Source organism: Vagococcus coleopterorum (assembly GCF_011303955.1).
Lineage (GTDB): Bacteria > Bacillota > Bacilli > Lactobacillales > Vagococcaceae > Vagococcus_D > Vagococcus_D coleopterorum.
Map to the genome: position 1 here is coordinate 768,173 of NZ_CP049886.1, position 15,488 is coordinate 783,660.

A 15,488-nucleotide genomic window follows, 5' to 3' on the forward strand; every position below is an offset into this window, starting at 1 on the left:
AGTTAAGTAGGCGGTTAATTAAATGAAAAAAATTAAATTAAAAACTAAAATTAGTCAGCAAGTCAAAGCGGGCTATCCTCTGATTCGACGTAATGATTTGTTGAATGAAAAAGATCTTATGAACCAATTAGATTGGGTTCAATTTGTAACCCAATCAGATGACTTTTTAGGGATTGGCTATTTAGGAGATCAAAATAAAGGGTCTGGTTGGGTATTAACGCCCCAATTTTATTCAACATTAGAACGACCGTTTTTTGAAGAAAAATTTAAGCAGGCTAAAAGTTTAAGGCAACATTTTTTAAGCAATGATGAGACGACAGCTTATCGAATGTTTAACGGTGAAGGCGACCAACTAGGTGGTGTGACGATTGATATTTATAATCAATATGCCGTGTTTTCTTGGTACAACGAAACGATTTATCATAATAAACAAATTATTATTGACGCCTTTAGAAATGTCAATCCCGAAATTGTTGGCGGGTATGAAAAAATTCGTTTCCAAGGAAACGGTTTGCCTGAATCCCAATTTATTTTTGGCCAAGAGGCACCAGAACCTTTAGTCGTTAAAGAAAATGGTGTGGCGTATGCTACCTATTTGAATGAAGGATTGATGACGGGGATTTTCTTAGATCAAAAAGAAGTTCGTGGTCGTTTAGTCGATGGTTTAGCACTAGGCCGTTCGGTCTTAAATACTTTCAGTTACACAGGGGCATTCTCAGTTGCTGCAGCTATGGGGGGAGCAAAAGAAACAGTTAGTGTTGATTTAGCCAAACGTAGTCTGCCGAAAACGCAAGAGATGTTTGAAACAAATGGTTTGTCACTAGATAATAATCGCATTGTGGTGATGGATGTATTTGATTATTTTAATTATGCAAAACGTAAAGCGTTAAGTTTTGATATGATTGTTTTAGATCCACCAAGCTTTGCTAGAAGCAAGAAGCGGACGTTTTCAGTAGCTAAAAATTATGGCGACTTAGTAGAAGATGTCGCACCATTATTGAATAATGAGGGGATCTTGATAGCTTCAACGAATGCGGCTAATGTAACTGTTGATAAATATCAACAAATGGTTGAAACGGCATTACGCAAACAAGGGAAACAGTTTAAACAGATTGGTGAAAATCGATTGCCTGTAGATTTCAAAACGAGTAAAAGTTTTCCGGAAGGTAATTATTTAAAAGTTTTAATCTATCAAGTTTTGTCATAAAGGAGTGAATGGAATGAAAACAGTTCAAATAGGGGAAGTTTTGCTTGGAGAACAAGAACCACTTAAAATATGTGTACCAATTGCAGGGAAAGATGCTCGTGAAGTATTTTTAGAAGCCTATGCAGCAGCCGATGAAGCAGCCGATGTAGTAGAGTGGCGACTAGATTATTTAGAGGATTGCGATAATCAAAAGATGGTTTCTGAAATGATTAAAGAGCTGGTCTTAATTTTAAAAGGGATTCCTTTATTAGTGACAGTCAGAACGGAAGCAGAAGGTGGAAACTACCAAGGAGACTGGCAAGCCTATCACATGTTAGTGGATCTGTTAATAACACTGGATGAGGTGGATGCTGTTGATATTCAAATGAGCTGTCCAACGGATTACCGTCAAGCACTATTGAAAAAAGCTAAGTTACAAGGTAAACCAAGTGTATTATCTTATCATGACTTCTATGGCATGCCCACACTACCAGACATCACCAATAAGTTAGATGAAATGTCTTATTGTCAACCAGATTTAATTAAAATGGCATACAAGGTCACGGAAGAAACTGAGTTGTTAAGATTATCTTTAGTGAAAGAACAGTGGAATGTCATCCAACCGCTTATTTTAATCGGTATGGGTGAAGTGGGTCAGCCGACTAGAACAAATAAACAAGGTGTTTTAACCTTTGCAACAGTTAGATCGGCGACGGCACCAGGGCAATTAACTATTTCCGAAGTGCGTCGTTTAACGAAATAAGTTCGACTTAAAAGGGTGAGATAGATGGCAAAGAAAAAAATACAAAAAACGAATGCCATTCGTTTATTAGAGCAAAAAAAAATCCCCTACACAGAGCGGGAATTTGAAGTGACAGATGAACACACAGATGCAGTGAGTGTGGCGCATGCTCTTGGTCAAAAAGAAGAAGAGATTTTTAAAACCTTAGTGACCTTAGGAAATAAAACAGGACCAGTCGTAGTTGCTATTCCGGGTAATCATGAACTTGATTTAAAAAAGCTAGCCAAAGTCAGCGGCAATAAGAAGATGGAAATGTTACCTTTGAAAGACCTAGAACAGACAACTGGTTATATTCGCGGAGGCTGCTCACCAGTAGGCATGAAAAAGTTATATCCGACTTACTTTGATCAATCAGCTTTAGAACATGATAGTATTCATGTGTCAGCGGGAAAAAGAGGAGTTCAGATGAGTGTGGCCCCACAAGCACTTGCACAACTTGTTCGAGGAGAGTTTCATGATTTAATTGTGTAAACAAAAAACAGCCAATTGGCTGTTTTTTTTATTTTCTTTTTTGTGATTCAAAGACACGTTTTTCAGGTAATGGGAAGTCACTTAGTGCTTGTCCATCAGCGGTTAGTGATTCTTCGAAATCTTCGATTGATAAATCTAAACGACGAGAAATATCAAAGACACTGTGTAGAACATCGTGGAAATACATGCCATTTCCTTGTTCAAAATAATCTTTAAATTGCGCTGTACTTTGACCGTAGCCAGTTTCAGCTTCGAATTTTTTAGATTCTTCAATAAAGTCATTGAAGTGAGCTTTTGTATAATCAGTAAAGTTATTGTAGATGTTAATAGCAAGGGCTAAATCTTGCTGCCAAGTAGCGTAAGGTTTCTTAGCTAGACCGCCTTGAACTTCGATTAGTTGAAACTCATCATTACGAATGTGTTGTGTCATTAACATATCTAAATTTAGGTTTAGCCCAGTATAAGATACATTTTCAAAATTAAACTCTTTTAAATCTGCTAATTCTGTTGCTAGTGACTCAGCAGTAAAATTGCGGTTTTCTAAAGTTTTATAGATTTTTTTTTGTTGAAACATCTCAACGCCTCCAATGAATTGAATAATTTATAGTTCACCGTTAGTATACCTTAAAATATTAAAAAAACAAAATGATAGCGCTAACAATGTCTATCTTATCACATTTAAGGGTTAGTAATTATAATAGCTAGCAATTTCTGCCGCGTGTTTACCAGCAACGTGTCCTGTCACAAAAGCTGCGGTAATATTATAACCACCGGTATAGCCGTTAACGTCTAAGACTTCACCAGTAAAGAAGAGACCACTAACTAACTTACTTTCCATTGATTTTGGATTAATTTCTTTTAGAGAAATACCGCCACCTGTGACAAACGATTTTTCGATAGGCCACGTGCCGTTAATCTCAATCGGAAAAGCTTTCATTAAGTCAATCAGTTGATCGCGATCTTTTTCATTTAGACTTTTAATAGTTGCCGAACTATCAATTTCAGTTTGGCTAATTAAGAAATCTAAATACCTTTCAGGTAACATATTTTTCAAGGCGTTTTTAATCGATTTTTGTTCACTTTCAGCCCGACGTTGAGCAAACTCTGAAACAAGTTGAGCCTGACTTTTATTAGGTAGGGCATCTAGTACAAGTGTCACCGATTCCCGTGCTTCGAGTTCTTTATTAACGAACATGCTACAGCGCAAAGCGGCTGGTCCAGAGATACCAAAGTGGGTAAATAGCATGTCCATTTCATGGCTGACAATCTCTTTATTTTTTGTGTTTAAAACGCTTAATTTTATATCTTGTAAAGCTAAACCTTGTAAGGTTTTATTTTGAATGAACGATTCCTTTGATAATAAAGGCGCTTCCGTTGGGAAAAGAGGTGTGACTGTATGGCCAGCTTTTTTAGCAAACCGATACCCATCACCAGTCGACCCAGTTTGTTGATAAGTTCGACCACCTGTTGAAACAATGACACAAGGAGCAATTTGGCGATCGCCAGAATCTAATTGGACGCCGACAATGCGTTGATCTTCTATTAATAAACGTTTAACAGGGTCAGCTTGTTGAATCGTGACACCCAGTTCTAACATTTTAGTTTGTAAACATTCAACAATACTTTTTGAACGATCAGAGACAGGGAACATTCTACCATGGTCTTCTTCTTTTAATGAAACTCCGTTCTCTTCAAAGAAGGCCATGATTTGATGGTTATCAAATTGGGAAAAGGCACTGTATAAGAATTTTCCGTTACCAGGAATATGTTGAATGATGTCTTCTGGTTCACGGTTATTCGTTACGTTACAGCGACCACCACCGGTTAGGAGTAATTTTTTCCCTAGTTTTTTGTTCTTTTCTATTAATAAGGTATTGGCTCCATTTTCAGCAGCGCTGACCGCTGCCATCATGCCACTAGTTCCACCACCGATTACAATCACATCGTATGTCATAAATGAATGACCTCCATTTCAGGTTTTAGTTTACCATAAAGCATCCGTTGATTGAAAGATGGGTGTTTAGGTAGGGTATTTTAATACTAAAAGAGATGAAAATTACTTGAAAAAATTTCATAAAAACAGTACAGTTAAGATATTAAATCGTTACTATTTTTAGGAGGAAAACAATATGACACATATTAATTTTGACTATTCAAAAATGAGTTCATTCATTGGTGAAAATGAATTAGCTTATATGCAAAGCCAAGTAACCGCTGCTCATAACGAATTACGTGACGGAACAGGTGCTGGAAGTGACTTCCGTGGCTGGATTGATTTGCCAGCAGATTATGATAAAGCTGAATTTGCGCGTATTAAAGAAGCGGCAGCTAAAATTCAAAAAGATTCTGAAGTGTTAGTTGTTATTGGGATTGGGGGTTCATATTTAGGAGCTAAAGCGGCTTTAGATTTCTTAAATCACTCATTCTATAACTTACTAGATAGTAGCGAACGTAAAGCACCATTAATCTTCTTCGCAGGAAACAGCATTAGTTCTTCTTACTTAGCAGATTTAATCGATGTGATTGGGGATCGTGATTTCTCAGTTAACGTGATTTCTAAATCAGGAACAACAACTGAGCCAGCAATTGCCTTCCGTGTCTTTAAAGAATTATTAGTTAAAAAATATGGTAAAGAAGAAGCGAACCAACGTATTTATGCTACGACTGATAAAGCCAAAGGTGCTGTCAAAGTTGAAGCAGATGCTGAAGGTTGGCAAACATTTGTGATTCCAGACGACGTCGGTGGACGTTTCTCAGTCTTAACTGCTGTGGGATTATTACCAATCGCAGCCAGTGGAGCTGATATTGATGGTTTAATGAAAGGTGCAGCTGATGCTCGTACTGATTTTATGAGCGATAAATTAGAAGATAATGCGGCTTACCAATATGCTGCATTAAGAAACATCTTATACCGTAAAGGTAAAGTGACTGAATTATTAATCAACTATGAGCCAAGCTTGCAATACTTCTCAGAGTGGTGGAAACAATTATTCGGTGAGTCTGAAGGGAAAGATCAAAAAGGTATTTACCCATCAAGTGCCAACTTCTCAACTGACTTGCACTCATTAGGTCAATACATTCAAGAAGGACGCCGTAACATCTTTGAAACAGTGATTAAAGTTGATAAAGCGCGTCACACATTAACGATTCCAGAAATGGAACAAGACTTAGATGGTTTAGGTTACTTACAAGGAAAAGAAATTGACTTCGTTAATACGAAAGCTTTCCAAGGAACATTATTAGCACATACAGATGGCGATGTGCCAAACTTCGTGATTACGATTCCAGAAACGGACGCTTATACATTAGGTTACTTAATGTACTTCTTTGAAATTGCAGTAGGAATTTCAGGATACTTAAATGGTGTGAATCCATTTGACCAACCGGGTGTTGAGGCTTACAAGAAAAATATGTTTGCTTTATTAGGTAAACCTGGATTTGAAGATTTACAAAAAGAATTAGAAAATAGATTATAAGAATGTCCCCTGTTAAATCAGGGGCTTTTTTTATGCATATTTATTCGTCTCATCATTATTTTCCGCTATAATAGCAGTGGAGGCATGACAAATGAAAACATTACTTATTATTTCACATCCTAATTATCAAGAATCAATGGGACAACAGTTTTTGAAAGAGAGTATCCTTGGTTTTGAAGACGTAACCATACACCATTTGGATAGTTGTTATGGCACTTCGGCTATTGATATCGCAACAGAAGTGTCATTATTAAAAGAGCATGATCGGATTGTGTTTCAGTTCCCCTTATACTGGTATAGTAGTCCGTCTTTGCTTAAAGAGTGGCAAGACCAAGTACTGAGTAGTTTGAGTTCAGGAGCATTGAAAGGGAAAGCGTTTGGTTTGGTGATTTCAGTCGGTGCTAATCAGAAAGATTACCGACCAGGTGGCAAACTAGGACTAACGATGGAACACATCTTAGCTCCGTATCAAGCACTAGCAAATTATTTTGAGATGATCTATTTACCACACTTTGCGATTAATCAATTTGTTTATCAAACAGATGCAGAGAAAGTATCTTTAGTGACTGATTACCAATATTATTTAACGGGTCCAGCTAATCAATCTTTAGCTGAACGAACGCAGTGGTTAATTAGTCACTTGAAAAGAAGTCAGCATAAGGATCAAGCTAAGTTACAATTATTAGTTGGTGCCCTTGAAGAGAATGCAGAAACACTAGCGGATTTAAACGATACTTTATCAGAGATGACAGCAGAAGGAGGGTACTAAATGGAAACAACATGGATTAATAATTTAGTAGCTGAACTAAAGGAAACGAGTCACGATTATCGAGAAAAGGCTTTGTTAGCCGCAGCGCAACGAATTTATGAAGAACAAGCTATCAGGAAAGAACAAATGGAAGGACAGCTAGACGGAACTCTATGGAGTCCTAAAAGTTGGTAAATTTAATGAATTATTAAAGGAGGAAAAGAGATGCCAATCGTTACAGTGAGTTTAATGGAAGGTCGTACGCCAGAACAAAAAGCAGCGATGATTAGTGAAGTAACTGATGCTATCGTGCGGACAACAGGTGCTAAAAAAGAAGCTGTCAGTATTATTATCAATGATATGAAAAAAGAAAATTACGGTTTAGGTGGCAATCAAACAAAATAAAGTAGCTTTAACCTTGATTTATCAAATAGTTCATGATTAAATGAGAGTATATTAATATTAAATCTATGCGAAAGACACCATGTCTTGTCAGCTGTTTACAGAGAGGGAAACATTAGCTGGAAGTTTTCTAAACAAGCCCAAGAGATGACTACTTTCAAGAATTTAGTTAAAGCTAAGTCGGTCGTACCGTTATCACGTGAAGAGAGAATTAGAGATAATTCTGAATTTAGGTGGTACCACGATCATATCGTCCTAGTGTTTTGCGAAAGCAAAATGCTGGGGCGTTTTTTTATTAGTTTTAGTGACCAACGCAGAGAAAATAAAAGGGGGAGTTTTACATGTCAGAGATTAAGATTACATTTCCAGATGGTGCAGTGAAAGAATTTGGTGCTGGTGTGACAACGAAAGAAGTCGCAGAAAGCATTAGTAAAAGTTTAGCTAAAAAAGCTTTAGCAGGAAAATTCAATGGAGAATTAGTTGATTTAGTAAAACCACTAGATGCGGATGGTTCATTAGAAATCGTGACACCTGATCACGAAGATGCTTTACAAATTTTACGCCACTCAACTGCTCACTTAATGGCTAATGCGGTTCGTCGTTTATATCCAACGATTCACTTTGGTGTAGGACCAGCGATTGATAATGGTTTCTACTACGATACTGATAATGGTGAAAACCCAATTACTGAAGAAGATTTACCAAAAATTGAAGCTGAGATGATGGCGATTGTGAAAGAGAACAATCCAATCGTTCGTAAAGTAGTTTCTAAAGAAGAAGCGCTTGAACTATTTAAAGAAGATCCGTATAAAGTAGAACTAATTACTGACTTACCAGCTGATGAAGAAATTACTGTTTATGACCAAGGTGATTTTGTTGATTTATGTCGTGGGGTTCACGTGCCATCAACAGGTCGTATTCAAGTCTTCAAATTATTATCAGTTGCCGGTGCCTACTGGAGAGGGAATTCTGATAACCACATGATGCAACGTGTCTACGGAACAGCTTTCTTTGATAAAAAAGAATTGAAAGAATACATGCAATTCCGTGAAGAAATGAAAGAACGCGATCACCGTAAACTAGGTAAAGAACTTGGTTTATTCATGACAAATAGTGATGTGGGTGCAGGCTTACCATTCTGGTTACCAAATGGTGCGACAATCCGTCGTGTTGTTGACCGTTATATCACTGATAAAGAAATTAGCTTAGGCTACCAACATGTTTACACACCAATCATGGCTAATGTAGAATTCTACAAAACGTCAGGTCACTGGGATCACTACCATGAAGATATGTTCCCGCCAATGGATATGGGTGACGGCGAGATGTTAGTCCTACGTCCGATGAACTGCCCACACCACATGATGGTTTATAAAAATGAAGTTCACAGTTACCGTGAATTGCCAATCCGTATCGCGGAACTTGGTATGATGCACCGTTATGAGAAGAGTGGTGCGTTATCAGGCTTACAACGTGTCCGTGAAATGACATTAAATGATGGACACACATTTGTTCGTCCTGACCAAATTAAAGATGAGTTCAAACGTACAATTGAATTAATGGTTGCTGTTTATGAAGACTTCAACATCACAGATTACAAATTCCGCTTAAGTTACCGCGATCCAGAAAATACTGAAAAGTATTTTGATGATGATCAAATGTGGGATAAAGCTCAAAAAATGATTAAAGAAGCCGTTGATGAAATGGGTCTTGAATATGTGGAAGCTGAAGGTGAAGCTGCTTTCTATGGTCCAAAACTTGATGTTCAAGTTAAGACTGCCATGGGTATTGAAGAAACATTATCAACGATTCAATTAGATTTCTTGTTACCAGAACGTTTTGATTTAACATACGTTGGTGAAGATGGTGAAAATAACCACCGTCCAGTTGTTATTCACCGAGGTATCGTATCAACAATGGAACGTTTCGTTGCTTACTTAACAGAAGTTTACAAAGGAGCCTTCCCAACTTGGTTAGCACCAATCCAAGGAACAATCATTCCAGTAAGTAATGAACACCACATGGATTACTCATTCGAGATTAAAGAACGTCTTGAAAAACTAGGTTTACGTTTCCAAGTAGATGAACGTAACGAAAAAATGGGTTATAAGATCCGTGCCTCACAAACACAAAAAATCCCTTATCAATTAGTTGTCGGGGATAAAGAGGTTGAAGCTGGTGAAGTCAACGTCCGTAAATACGGAAGTAAAGAAACAACTTCAATGGCATTAGAAGATTTTGTAACAGCTGTGACAACAGAAGTTCAAAACTATAGCCGACCAACAGAATAATATTTGCAAAAACCAGGCCTCTGAGGTCTGGTTTTTATTTCTTAAAAGAACTCTTAAGAGAGGCGGTATGACTTGCACCTATAGTTAATTAATGAGATACTTTTAAAAGGAAAATAAACGTCATCTTAGGACGTAAACAAATAGAATTGTTTGTTGCGCAAGTAGCTTAAGATGAGTCTGATAGAACGAAAGGACCACGACTATGCTTGGTAAAATCAAACGTAAATTTCAAGAAGTAACTGACTCCCACAAAGAAGTGGCACCGACAGTTGTTCATAAAAAAAATCACATTCCATTTCGCTTGAATTTTTTATTCTTTATTGTCTTTGGCTTGTTTGTAGCATTGCTAATTCAACTAGCCTATTTACAGTTAGCGAATGGACAATTTTTTAATACTAAAATTAAATGGGATCAAAAAACAACGATAAAAGGCAATGCTCCCCGTGGTCAAATCTATGATCGTAATGGTAAGGTCTTAGTGGAAAATACGTCTAAACAAGCGGTATTATACACGAAACCTAAGAATATGAGTGGTGAAAAATTATTAGAAACCGCCAAAAAAATCACTGAGATTATTTCAATCGATGCTGACAATGTAACGGATCGTGATAAAAAAGATTACTGGCTAGCAGATCCTGACCATTTAAAAGAAGCTCAAGGGCGATTAAAAAAATCAGAAAAAGTAGATGCTAAAGGGAATTTTTTAAGTAATGATGTCGTGTATCAAAATACTTTAGACAAAGTAACAGAAGCTGAGATTGATTATAGTAAAGATGAGGAAAAGGTTATTTCCGTCTTCAAACGAATCAGTGGCGCACAAGAAATGACACCTGTCTACGTGAAAACAGACGATGTCACAACTGAAGAAGTAGCTCGTGTTGGTGAAAGCATGGGAGATATTCCAGGCTTGTCAGCGGGAGTGGACTGGGAAAGAAGTTACCCCGAAGATGAATTCTTAGGAACTATCCTTGGTCGTGTATCCACTGAGAAAAATGGTTTGCCGGCTGAAGAACGAAACCGGTATGTGGCAAATGGTTATGCGGTTAATGACCGTGTTGGGTTAAGTTATATTGAAAAATATTACGAGACGGCTTTAAAAGGGACCAAGTCTAATCTTGAAATGAAATTGACAGAAGATGGACAACGTGTTGAATCAACAGTTGAGAAATACCCTGGTGAAAAAGGTAAAAATGTTGTCTTAACTATAGAGCAAGAATTCCAAGAAAAGATTGAAGATATCTTGTATCGTAACTATGGACAATTAATGAACAGTGGCAAAACTCAGTATTCTGAAGGGATTTACGCTGTTGTAATGAATCCTAAAACCGGAGAAATTAATGCGTTAGCTGGTATAAACCATGACTTGGATAGTGGCAAGTTATCGATGGATGCCTTGGGGACAATTAACAAATCATTTACACCGGGATCGGTAGTGAAACCTGCTACGATTATGGCAGGCTGGCGTAATGGTGTTATTTCTGGAAATGAAGTATTAGTCGATGAACCCATTCAAATTATGGGGGATGCGGTTAAAGAATCGGTGTTTACTAACGGTAAGTCTCGAGAAATGACCGCTGTTGAAGCGTTAAAAGATTCGTCAAACGTCTACATGATGAAAATTGCCTTTAAATTAATGGGCGAAACCTATTCTAAAAATATGGTCTTAGGAGATCATACAGATGTCTTTGCTACGCTTCGTAATAACTATCAAGATTTTGGTTTAGGAACATCGACCGGTATTGATGTGGCAGGTGAATCTTTTGGATTATCAACTAAAGATTATTACCAACCGAACGGCACTTTAATTCAAGGTCGTATGGGTAACTTACTCGATTTATCATATGGTAACTTTGATACTTACACGCCAATTCAATTAGCACAATATGTTAGTACAATTGCCAACAATGGTGTGAAACTAGCTCCGCGCATTGTAAAAGGTCTATATAGCAATGACCCTGATGGTAAGTTGGGTGGCATGGAATTAGCGACCAAACCTAAAGTAATGGCTCATGTTGGTTCACAGGATCAATATGATATTATTCATGAAGGAATGTATCAAGTTGTTAACGAAGGAGGTTCAGGTATGTGGATGGACGGCACGAAATATACAGCCTCTGCCAAAACAGGTACTGCCGAAGTTCCAAAAGATAATCCAAATGACCCGGACAATCCGATTGAGCTATATAATAGTACAATGATCGCTTACGCACCGTCGGATGACCCTAAAGTGAGTGTGTCATTAGTTATTCCTCATATTAGTGATGAAGCAGATAAAATGAATTCGCAAGTAACAAAAGAAATTTTAGATGCCTATTATGATTATTTTGAAAAATAATAAAAAAGACTGTGGTAATCCCACAGTCTTTTTTTTATATATTAAATAACGTATATTTCATACAAGAAAAAAAGCATTTTTTGTTTTCAAGTTTTTAAAAGGGTATCATTTGAACAGAACAGCGCTTTCATATATACTAAAGTTGTAAATGATTTTGTATAAGGGGGATTATATGAATAACATAATGAAGAGGTTTATATGTGGCGTATTGTTAATAAATTCATTTTTCGGAGCGACAATGTTTGCAGAAGAAAAAACAACAGAGCAACATCAATCAAGTTCTGAATCGATTGAGTTCAAGGAATCAATGGATCCGCTTGTAAGCTCTGATTCAAGTGAAGAGAGTTCTTCCCAAGAGAAATCATCAGAAACAGAGATGGAAACAGCTAAAACAGATAGTAAAAGTCAAACATCAGAATCACAAGAAAAAACAAAAGAAAAAAAAGAAAGTTCAACATCGGCTTCAGAAAATAAATCTGAAACGAAAGAAGAAAAGAAAAATAAAGTGGCCGATAAGATTGTCAAATGGAATAAGACAATCGAGATCGAAATTGATGGGGATCATGCCATTATCAAAGGTGGTACCATCACTAATCCAAACCAATTACGACCGGTTATTACACCAAAAATCCAAGAAATTACTTTTTCAGAACCATTAAAAATTATTGGTTCAGCTGAGCAAATGTTTGGTCAAATGCATAATTTGAAAAAAATAAATGGTTTCGAAAATGTTGATACAAGTGAAGTAACAAATATGGTTGGAATGTTTGCACAATGTTTAGAATTGTCTGAAATTAACTTAGCACATTTTAATACTAAAAACGTGACTGACATGATGGGCATGTTTTATGAATGTAAAGCAGTCAATCACTTAGATTTAAGTTCTTTTAAGACTACAAAAGTTCAAGATATGCAAATTATGTTTTTCAATTGTAGCAATTTAGAAACGGTAAATTTTTCAAGTTTTGATACAAGTAATGTTTTAAATATGTATTCAATGTTTATCAATTGTACACAGTTAAAAGAACTAGATTTATCGAATTTTGAGACAAGTAAGGTTGAAGACATGTGTTTAATGTTTTCAGGCTGTCGTAACTTAAAGAAGCTGAACATTGAAAATTTTAATACATTACACAGTCCTAGTGATTTTGGAATTTATCCAGATAAGCCGATAACAAAACTATCGGAAATCACTCTAGGAAAAAATCATAAGTTTTCAAGTGCCTTTCCAAGAGTTGATTTATCCAGTGAAGCACATACTGGAAAATGGATAAACGTTGGTGACGGTTCAATAGATGAGCCAAAAGGTACTAATGTTTGGACTTCAAAAGAATTAGGCAGTAATTATAGCGGCGGCCACCATGCTGATACTTATGTTTGGGAAAAAGTTGCTACAACTGAAACAGAGGATACAGATGATTCTGATAGTTCTGATGGTTCAGAAGCACCAGGCGGTTCAGATAGTGAAGACAGTTCTGAAGAACCAGGAAATTCTGACGGTGAAAGCAGTTCAGAAACATCAGATAGTTCAGAAAATTCAGATAGTGAAGGAAGCAAAGATGGTTCTTCTGACACAGATTCTAAGTCTTCTGAAAAGGCTGAAGATAGTTTAACAGATAACAAAAACGATCAAACATCCGATGCAAAAAAAGGGTCAGAAGATCCAGCTTCAAAGAAACCATTTAAATTCCAAGATTTAGTTAGAAAACATGCGGAAGAATTTGATAATAGATACAAACAAAAACTGCTAACTTTCTTAGATGATAATCCAAGTGATACTAAGACTGATGCGAAAAAAGAGAGTAAATTCGTTAAGTGGTTACCACAAACAGGTGAACAGCGTAACTTTGTCTTGTCGGTTATTGGTTTCCTAATTATTGTTGTAGTTAGTACATTAGGCTATAAAAGTTATGTAAAACGTAAAAAATAATCAAAAGCTCAACAATTTGTTGAGCTTTTTTCACTTTAATTAGTGTGGGAAATTTGTAAAGTAACTTTACTTAACAAATTTGCTGAAAAGGGTAGAAATCAGGTTTTATTCATGGTATTATATTTCCAGTAAGTCATTTAATTTATAGCTTGGAGGGAATAACATGCGTGTTCATATCACTTTAGAATGTACAGAATGTAAAGAACGTAACTATTTATCAAACAAAAACAAACGTAACAATCCTGATCGTTTAGAAGTTAAAAAATATTGTCCACGTGAGCGTAAAGTTACGCTTCACCGTGAAACTAAATAATAACGATTTAAACCACACTTTTGTGTGGTTTTTTTATTTTTAAAAATAGAGTGTCAGTTTATAGTATAGTAGAATAAAGGGAGAGGAGATGGTTTATTTGAAAGCAATGCTTAGAAAAAGTGGTATCCAACAATTAAAGGACCAATTAGCTCAAAGTCCAGATGCTAAGCAAGTAGAAGAGCGATTAATTCTCAAACAGTTATTCGAATCATCTCAATGGAAAAAAGCTAAAATCATTGCTACAACTAAAAGTATGCCCTATGAATTTGATACAACAAGATTAATGGATGAGGCTTGGAATGCTGGCAAACGTTTATTACTCCCTAAAGTTTATAGTCAGGGACGAATGGAATTTGTTGAGGTCTTTCCAGAAACTAGTTATACTATGACTAAGATTGGTGTGTCAGAACCAGTAAGTGAAACGATTATCGAGAAAAGTGACATTGATTTAATTGTGGTGCCAGGTGTTTTGTTTAATACAGATGGCTATCGCATTGGTTTTGGCGGGGGCTTTTATGATCGCTATCTAGCCGATTTCAAGGGTGAAACGTGTAGTCTAGTCTTTGAGGTTCAGTTAGGGCAAGAATGGCTTCCTGATAGGTATGATCAGCCAGTTAAACAGTTATATACTAAGATAGAGGTGTAAAATGAATTTAAAAAATAATCGGTATTACCGTCAGTTTCAACGTTCGCCATGGATTACGTGGACATTATTAGGGATTCAATGTTTAATCTTTGTCTTGATGACAGTAGATGGTATTCGTTATGGTATTGGTTTCGATGGAACTAAGAGTATCGGTTTGCTATTAAAATATGGTGCTATGAATCAACAAGTGGTCATGGAAACTGGGGAATTTTGGCGGTTCATTATGCCGATCTTTATCCACATCGGTTGGCTGCATTTATTAGTAAACTCAATGACCTTATACTTTATTGGATTTAGACTAGAAGGCTTAATTGGTCACTGGCGCTTTTTATGTGTTTATTTATTGTCAGGGATTGCAGGTAACTTAGCCAGTTTTGCTTTTAGTAGTCCAGCTACAGTTTCAGCAGGTGCTAGCACGGCGCTATTTGGAATGTTTGCTTATTTCTATGCTTTAGGAAAAGTTTACCCGCATCACCCGCAAATTAGTTTTATGGCGAAGCAAATGGGGACCTTAATCGCTGTTAACTTATTCTTCAATTTATTTAGTAGTCAAATTGATATGTGGGGTCATATTGGTGGCGCAATTGGTGGCTTTTTATTAGGATTTATCGTCGGTATTCCTAAGTTACGTAATAGCCAATTTCAGTCATCAAGGATTGACCGTCACAGTCAAGTTCGGGCAAGTATTGCCTTAGTATTTTTATTGGCGATGTGTTTCTTATATGTCTATCGCCTGTATACTATCTAAGCGGTAAACTTTAAAAATAACCAAATCTATGTCATAATAGAACTATAATAAAATAGACAGTCGGTTGGGCAGATATGCTTTCAAGGTTTTTTCTTCAAAGGGCGGGAAGAAAATTGAAAGTCATACTGTCCATTTTTTTG

15 protein-coding genes and 1 other annotated feature are annotated in these 15,488 nt (G+C 36.5%); of the genes, 13 read left to right on the forward strand and 2 right to left on the reverse strand.

Annotation, left to right across the window (positions count from 1 at the left end):
* The first annotated feature begins 22 nt into the window (after window positions 1-22).
* The 3 genes from G7081_RS03840 to ybaK are packed head-to-tail and all read left to right on the forward strand — an operon-like array spanning window position 23 to window position 2,459.
* Window positions 23-1,207 (forward strand): class I SAM-dependent rRNA methyltransferase, encoded by a 1,185-nt coding sequence (locus G7081_RS03840; protein ID WP_166007561.1) that lies wholly within the window; start codon window positions 23-25, stop codon window positions 1,205-1,207.
* A 13-nt stretch (window positions 1,208-1,220) separates the two neighbouring features.
* On the forward strand, window positions 1,221-1,949 hold the full coding sequence (gene aroD / locus G7081_RS03845) for a type I 3-dehydroquinate dehydratase (protein WP_166007563.1): 729 nt from the start codon (window positions 1,221-1,223) through the stop codon (window positions 1,947-1,949).
* Between the two features lie 24 nt (window positions 1,950-1,973).
* Window positions 1,974-2,459 carry a Cys-tRNA(Pro) deacylase gene (gene ybaK, locus G7081_RS03850; RefSeq protein WP_166007565.1) on the forward strand — a complete coding sequence of 162 codons (486 nt, stop codon included), beginning with the start codon at window positions 1,974-1,976 and terminating at the stop codon, window positions 2,457-2,459.
* A gap of 28 nt (window positions 2,460-2,487) precedes the next feature.
* Here the strand turns inward: ybaK and G7081_RS03855 are convergent, their stop codons facing one another.
* Window positions 2,488-3,033 (reverse strand): hypothetical protein, encoded by a 546-nt coding sequence (locus tag G7081_RS03855; RefSeq protein WP_166007567.1) that lies wholly within the window; start codon window positions 3,031-3,033, stop codon window positions 2,488-2,490.
* Between the two features lie 111 nt (window positions 3,034-3,144).
* Window positions 3,145-4,413 carry a BaiN/RdsA family NAD(P)/FAD-dependent oxidoreductase gene (locus G7081_RS03860; protein WP_166007569.1) on the reverse strand — a complete coding sequence of 423 codons (1,269 nt, stop codon included), beginning with the start codon at window positions 4,411-4,413 and terminating at the stop codon, window positions 3,145-3,147.
* Between the two features lie 175 nt (window positions 4,414-4,588).
* Here G7081_RS03860 and G7081_RS03865 point away from each other — a divergent pair, with 175 nt between their 5' ends.
* The 10 genes from G7081_RS03865 to G7081_RS03910 all read left to right on the forward strand — a co-directional run bounded on the left by G7081_RS03865 (window position 4,589) and on the right by G7081_RS03910 (window position 15,348).
* Complete coding sequence (locus G7081_RS03865) at window positions 4,589-5,935, forward strand: glucose-6-phosphate isomerase (protein WP_166007571.1); 1,347 nt, start codon at window positions 4,589-4,591, stop codon at window positions 5,933-5,935.
* Between the two features lie 91 nt (window positions 5,936-6,026).
* Window positions 6,027-6,704, forward strand: a complete 678-nt coding sequence (locus G7081_RS03870) for an NAD(P)H-dependent oxidoreductase (protein ID WP_166007573.1) — start codon at window positions 6,027-6,029, stop codon at window positions 6,702-6,704.
* On the forward strand, window positions 6,705-6,878 hold the full coding sequence (locus G7081_RS03875) for a hypothetical protein (RefSeq protein WP_166007575.1): 174 nt from the start codon (window positions 6,705-6,707) through the stop codon (window positions 6,876-6,878).
* A 30-nt stretch (window positions 6,879-6,908) separates the two neighbouring features.
* Window positions 6,909-7,088 carry a 2-hydroxymuconate tautomerase gene (locus G7081_RS03880; protein WP_166007577.1) on the forward strand — a complete coding sequence of 60 codons (180 nt, stop codon included), beginning with the start codon at window positions 6,909-6,911 and terminating at the stop codon, window positions 7,086-7,088.
* A 338-nt stretch (window positions 7,089-7,426) separates the two neighbouring features.
* Entirely contained in the window at window positions 7,427-9,376 is a 1,950-nt protein-coding gene (thrS, locus tag G7081_RS03885; protein WP_166007579.1) for a threonine--tRNA ligase, read from the forward strand.
* A 202-nt stretch (window positions 9,377-9,578) separates the two neighbouring features.
* Window positions 9,579-11,711 (forward strand): peptidoglycan D,D-transpeptidase FtsI family protein, encoded by a 2,133-nt coding sequence (locus G7081_RS03890; protein ID WP_166007581.1) that lies wholly within the window; start codon window positions 9,579-9,581, stop codon window positions 11,709-11,711.
* Window positions 11,712-11,883: 172 nt separating this feature from the next.
* Complete coding sequence (locus G7081_RS03895; protein WP_166007583.1) at window positions 11,884-13,641, forward strand: BspA family leucine-rich repeat surface protein; 1,758 nt, start codon at window positions 11,884-11,886, stop codon at window positions 13,639-13,641.
* Window positions 13,642-13,804: 163 nt separating this feature from the next.
* Entirely contained in the window at window positions 13,805-13,954 is a 150-nt protein-coding gene (rpmG, locus tag G7081_RS03900; protein WP_023606847.1) for a 50S ribosomal protein L33, read from the forward strand.
* A gap of 88 nt (window positions 13,955-14,042) precedes the next feature.
* The gene (locus G7081_RS03905) at window positions 14,043-14,600 is read left to right on the forward strand and encodes a 5-formyltetrahydrofolate cyclo-ligase (RefSeq protein WP_238786616.1); all 558 of its coding nucleotides are present in this window, start codon (window positions 14,043-14,045) and stop codon (window positions 14,598-14,600) included.
* A 1-nt stretch (window position 14,601) separates the two neighbouring features.
* On the forward strand, window positions 14,602-15,348 hold the full coding sequence (locus tag G7081_RS03910; protein ID WP_166007587.1) for a rhomboid family intramembrane serine protease: 747 nt from the start codon (window positions 14,602-14,604) through the stop codon (window positions 15,346-15,348).
* A gap of 62 nt (window positions 15,349-15,410) precedes the next feature.
* Window positions 15,411-15,459 (forward strand) — a sequence feature (sodium ion sensor (DUF1646 type); this cis-regulatory element may regulate processes involved in with the transportation of sodium ions).
* Window positions 15,460-15,488 lie beyond the last annotated feature (29 nt).

Excerpts from the sequence above, each read along its gene's own strand:
- aroD (WP_166007563.1), top strand. The coding sequence starts at position 1,221 with ATGAAAACAGTTCAAATAGGGGAAGTTTTGCTTGGAGAACAAGAACCA.
- G7081_RS03860 (WP_166007569.1), bottom strand. The coding sequence starts at position 4,413 with ATGACATACGATGTGATTGTAATCGGTGGTGGAACTAGTGGCATGATG.
- G7081_RS03870 (WP_166007573.1), top strand. The coding sequence starts at position 6,027 with ATGAAAACATTACTTATTATTTCACATCCTAATTATCAAGAATCAATG.
- G7081_RS03890 (WP_166007581.1), top strand. The coding sequence starts at position 9,579 with ATGCTTGGTAAAATCAAACGTAAATTTCAAGAAGTAACTGACTCCCAC.
- G7081_RS03910 (WP_166007587.1), top strand. The coding sequence starts at position 14,602 with ATGAATTTAAAAAATAATCGGTATTACCGTCAGTTTCAACGTTCGCCA.
- G7081_RS03905 (WP_238786616.1), top strand. The coding sequence starts at position 14,043 with ATGGTTTATTTGAAAGCAATGCTTAGAAAAAGTGGTATCCAACAATTA.
- ybaK (WP_166007565.1), top strand. The coding sequence starts at position 1,974 with ATGGCAAAGAAAAAAATACAAAAAACGAATGCCATTCGTTTATTAGAG.
- G7081_RS03875 (WP_166007575.1), top strand. The coding sequence starts at position 6,705 with ATGGAAACAACATGGATTAATAATTTAGTAGCTGAACTAAAGGAAACG.
- G7081_RS03895 (WP_166007583.1), top strand. The coding sequence starts at position 11,884 with ATGAATAACATAATGAAGAGGTTTATATGTGGCGTATTGTTAATAAAT.
- rpmG (WP_023606847.1), top strand. The coding sequence starts at position 13,805 with ATGCGTGTTCATATCACTTTAGAATGTACAGAATGTAAAGAACGTAAC.
- thrS (WP_166007579.1), top strand. The coding sequence starts at position 7,427 with ATGTCAGAGATTAAGATTACATTTCCAGATGGTGCAGTGAAAGAATTT.
- G7081_RS03880 (WP_166007577.1), top strand. The coding sequence starts at position 6,909 with ATGCCAATCGTTACAGTGAGTTTAATGGAAGGTCGTACGCCAGAACAA.
- G7081_RS03840 (WP_166007561.1), top strand. The coding sequence starts at position 23 with ATGAAAAAAATTAAATTAAAAACTAAAATTAGTCAGCAAGTCAAAGCG.
- G7081_RS03855 (WP_166007567.1), bottom strand. The coding sequence starts at position 3,033 with ATGTTTCAACAAAAAAAAATCTATAAAACTTTAGAAAACCGCAATTTT.
- G7081_RS03865 (WP_166007571.1), top strand. The coding sequence starts at position 4,589 with ATGACACATATTAATTTTGACTATTCAAAAATGAGTTCATTCATTGGT.